This window comes from Rhodoblastus sp. (assembly GCF_052145335.1).
Lineage (GTDB): Bacteria > Pseudomonadota > Alphaproteobacteria > Rhizobiales > Beijerinckiaceae > Rhodoblastus.
The window spans coordinates 1-3,739 of record NZ_JBKQOU010000244.1; the positions used below are offsets into that span (position 1 = coordinate 1).

Annotated in this window: 3 protein-coding genes and 2 tRNA genes; 3 read left to right on the forward strand and 2 right to left on the reverse strand. The window is 62.2% G+C overall.

What is annotated here, in order from left to right:
• Together ACLP2E_RS15555 and ACLP2E_RS15560 are read right to left on the reverse strand one after the other, a co-directional pair.
• A partial coding sequence (locus ACLP2E_RS15555; RefSeq protein ID WP_442466461.1) for a DUF6538 domain-containing protein occupies window positions 1–208 on the reverse strand: 208 nt, incomplete at its 3' end.
• Between the two features lie 241 nt (window positions 209–449).
• Window positions 450–534 (reverse strand) — tRNA-Tyr (locus tag ACLP2E_RS15560).
• A 180-nt stretch (window positions 535–714) separates the two neighbouring features.
• Here ACLP2E_RS15560 and rlmB point away from each other — a divergent pair.
• The 3 genes from rlmB to ACLP2E_RS15575 all read left to right on the forward strand — a co-directional run bounded on the left by rlmB (window position 715) and on the right by ACLP2E_RS15575 (window position 3,601).
• Window positions 715–1,638 (forward strand): 23S rRNA (guanosine(2251)-2'-O)-methyltransferase RlmB, encoded by a 924-nt coding sequence (gene rlmB / locus ACLP2E_RS15565; RefSeq protein ID WP_442466462.1) that lies wholly within the window; start codon window positions 715–717, stop codon window positions 1,636–1,638.
• A gap of 139 nt (window positions 1,639–1,777) precedes the next feature.
• Window positions 1,778–3,454: an MFS transporter gene (locus ACLP2E_RS15570; RefSeq protein ID WP_442464291.1), complete on the forward strand. Its 1,677-nt coding sequence runs from the start codon at window positions 1,778–1,780 to the stop codon at window positions 3,452–3,454.
• Between the two features lie 71 nt (window positions 3,455–3,525).
• Window positions 3,526–3,601, forward strand: a tRNA-Thr gene (locus ACLP2E_RS15575).
• The last annotated feature ends 138 nt before the right edge of the window (window positions 3,602–3,739 follow it).

The following is a 3,739-nucleotide window of genomic DNA, read 5'->3' on the forward strand; positions in this document are numbered from 1 at the left end:
CCACATGAGCCGAGCCCGATACTCCGACTGGATCGCAAGCTGGAGGCTGCACGGATAAGGTGCTGCGGCCATCGGCGCGAAACATCTGCTCGACCTCGAACGCGACAATCCGCGCCTGCCGAATGGCCTGACGATAATCCGAAGTTCGAAGTGACCGATAGACAAATTCTCGCCCGACCGTGCCGACACAATCACGCGGAATTCTCATCCGAAACTGCCAGACCGTTCCGCGCAGAAAAATGCGGTATTAGGTAGCAAGCTCACACGATGTTTCCGACGATTTGTGGCACGTTTGTCGGGCAGGTTTGTGTGGCAGTCAGGGCGGCTGTTTTCCCCACGGTTACAAACACTTATGGCCGATTTATCGACGCCAGTGTGTGGCGCCGTTGTGCGACAGTCTGGCTCGACTGTCGCTGAAAATGTTGTGAAATCAGCTTGTTGTGGTGGAATGGTGGGAGAGGTAGGACTCGAACCTACGAAGGCATAGCCAGGGGATTTACAGTCCCCCCCCTTTGCCGCTCGGGACACTCTCCCATCCGGAGCGGATTTGCGCCCGACCGGTGACGAAAAAGCCCCGTGACTCACGGGGCCGCTCGACGGGGGCCTTATGCTTTTAACAGACCTTTATGTCAACTCTAAAAACATGCCGCCCGCTGCTGCCGCGATTGCTAAAAAGCCGGCCGCGTGACAGGACGTAGTCTTACGGAGGCGCCCATGCGGAAAATCGGCGGAAAACAGTTCGACAGGCGGGCCGAGGCCGCGGGAAGCGAAAAGCCCAAGCCGCGGCCGCAGCCCCGGCACAAATCGCAGGACGCCGCACAGGCGCCCGCGCGGCCTCAATTCGAGGAGAACCCGCACCATCGGTCGCGGCCGGCCGCTGGCCGCAAATCCGGCGACGGGCCCCGCGCTTTCCGCCGCCCGTCGCTGGAACTTGCCGTGCTTTACGGCTATCACGCGGTGCGCGAAGCCCTGCGCGCCAAAAAACGCACCTGTCTTGATCTGTTCGCCACGGCGGCGGCGGCCGAAAAACTGGCCGACGAGATCAAAGCGAGCGGCGTACACCTGCATATCATCGAACCGGAATTGATTTTTGCGCGGCTTGGGCAGGACTCCGTGCATCAGGGAGTTCTCCTGGAGGCGCGACCGCTACCGTCTCTCGACATCAGCGAAATCGTCACGCGTTCCGGGCTGGTTCTGGCGCTGGACCAGATCACCGACCCGCATAATGTCGGCGCGATTCTCCGCACCGCCGCCGCCTTCGCCGTCGACGCGATCATCGCCACCGACCGCCATGCGCCTGAGTTTTCGGGCGTTTTGGCCAAGATCGCTTCCGGCGGGCTGGAACATGTGCCGATCGTCGAAGTGGTCAATCTCGCCCGCGCGCTCGAGCAATTGGGCGACGCCGGCTATCTGCGCGTCGGCCTCGATTCAGATGGCGCCGCCAGCCTGGAACAATCCCCGCTGCGCCGACCCACCGTTCTGGTTCTCGGCGCCGAGGGCAAGGGTCTGCGCCGGCTGACGAGGGAAAAATGCGACGTTCTGGCGCGGCTCGACATGCCGGGCGCGATCAAGAGCCTCAATGTCTCCAACGCCTGCGCCGTCGCCTTGACCCTCGCGCAGGCCGCGCTGGCGGAATAGGCGTTTAGACCTTATGCCGCAAATTGCGGCGCCATTTGGCGATCGCGCGCTTGCGCTCCGGCGCGAGACTGCCTGATAATGGTTCAAATCAATCGCAGCACAGCTTGCGACGATAACAAACTCGCGAGGAGACGCGTTTATGACCCAGGCAGCTCTGGCGCCGGCGGACAGCCGCAGCCGCCCCATGACCGCGCAGGAGAAGCGTGTGGTGTTCGCCTCTTCGGCGGGCACGATTTTCGAGTGGTATGATTTCTACCTTTACGGCTCGCTCGCCTCGATCATCGCCAAGAATTTCTTCTCCAACGTCAATCCCACCGCCTCCTATATTTTCGCGCTTCTGGCCTTCTCCGCCGGCTTCGCCGTGCGCCCCTTCGGCGCAGTGGTGTTCGGCCGGCTCGGCGATCTGGTCGGACGCAAATATACTTTCCTCCTCACCATCCTGATCATGGGCCTTTCGACCTTCCTGGTCGGCCTGCTGCCCAATTTCCACGCCATCGGCTTCGCGGCTCCCATTTTCCTGGTGCTGCTGCGGCTGTTTCAGGGCCTGGCGATCGGCGGCGAATATGGCGGCGCGGCAATTTTCGTCGGCGAACATGCGCCGCAGCGCCGGCGCGGCTTCTATACCTCGTGGATCCAAATCACGGCGCCGCTCGGGCTGCTGCTGTCGCTCTTGGTCGTGCTGGCGTTCCGCACCCTGCTCGGCGAGGCGGATTTCGAGCTCTATGGCTGGCGCTTCCCCTTCCTGGTGTCCTTCGTCCTTCTGGTCGGCTCGGTGTGGATGCGGTTGCAACTCAGCGAATCCCCGGCCTTCCGCCAGATGAAGGCGCAGGGACGCGGCTCTCGCGCGCCGATATCTGAATCCTTTGGCCAATGGGGCAACGCCAGGATCGCCCTGATCGCGCTGTTCGGCGGCGCCGCCGGCCAGGCCGTGGTCTGGTACACCGGCCTGTTTTATTCCTATTTCTTCCTCACCCAGACCCTGAAGGTCGACGCGTCCGACGCCACTCTGTTGATGGCCGGCGCCCTCATTCTCGGCGCGCCGTTTTTCGTACTGTTCGGCGCGCTTTCGGATCGCATCGGCCGCAAGCCGATCATTCTCGGCGGCTGCCTGCTGGCCGCCCTGCTGTATTTCCCGATTTTCCACGCCCTGACCTACGCCGCCAATCCGGCTCTGGCGCAGGCGCAGGCCAGCGCCCCGGTCAAGGTGATCGCCGACCCGGCGCAATGCGCCTTCCAGTTCGACCCGATTGAAAACGCCGAATTCGCCACCTCCTGCGATCTCGCCAAGAACGTCCTCGCTGGCGCCGCAGTGGCCTATTCCAATGAGGCGGGAGCGGCCGGCGCTCTGGCGCATATCGTCGTCGGGGGCAAGGAAATCCCGGCCTTCGACGGCTCCAGCCTCGGCAAGGCTGAACGGACAGCAAGACGCGCCGCCTTCGAGGCGGAAGTCGCCTCGGCCGTCGCCGCCGCCGGCTATCCGCCGCGCGCCGATCCGGCGCGGATCAACAAGCCGGCCGTACTGGGCCTGCTGACCGTTCTGGTCATTTTGGTGGCCATGGTCTATGGGCCGATTGCGGCGCAACTGGTCGAACTTTTCCCGACCCGCATCCGCTATACGTCGCTGTCCCTGCCCTATCACATCGGCAATGGCTGGTTCGGAGGTTTCCTGCCGCCGCTCGCTTTCGCCATGGTGGCTGCCAGCGGCAATATTTATTTCGGGCTGTGGTATCCGATCGGCGTAGCCCTAATGACTTTTATCGTCGGGCTGTTGCTGATTCCGGAAACCAAGGACCGGAATATTTACGCCAGCGACTGAATTGTCCGCGGCGGGCGCATCCCGCCGCCCTTGCGCGTGACGCGCTGGGCTGTTAGCAAAAGGGCCGAATTGCCGGTTTAGCTCAGTTGGTAGAGCAACTGATTTGTAATCAGTAGGTCGCGGGTTCGACTCCTGCAACCGGCACCACATCTCAGTCCAGACTCGTCCGATGCAACGGCAGGTGCTAGCCGCGATTGTTGGCACATTTGTTGGTATGAGGCCCAATAGAAACGAAAAGTATCTCTTAAGTCCAACCTCTTAGTTATCAGATGCGGCTCCCTCTTG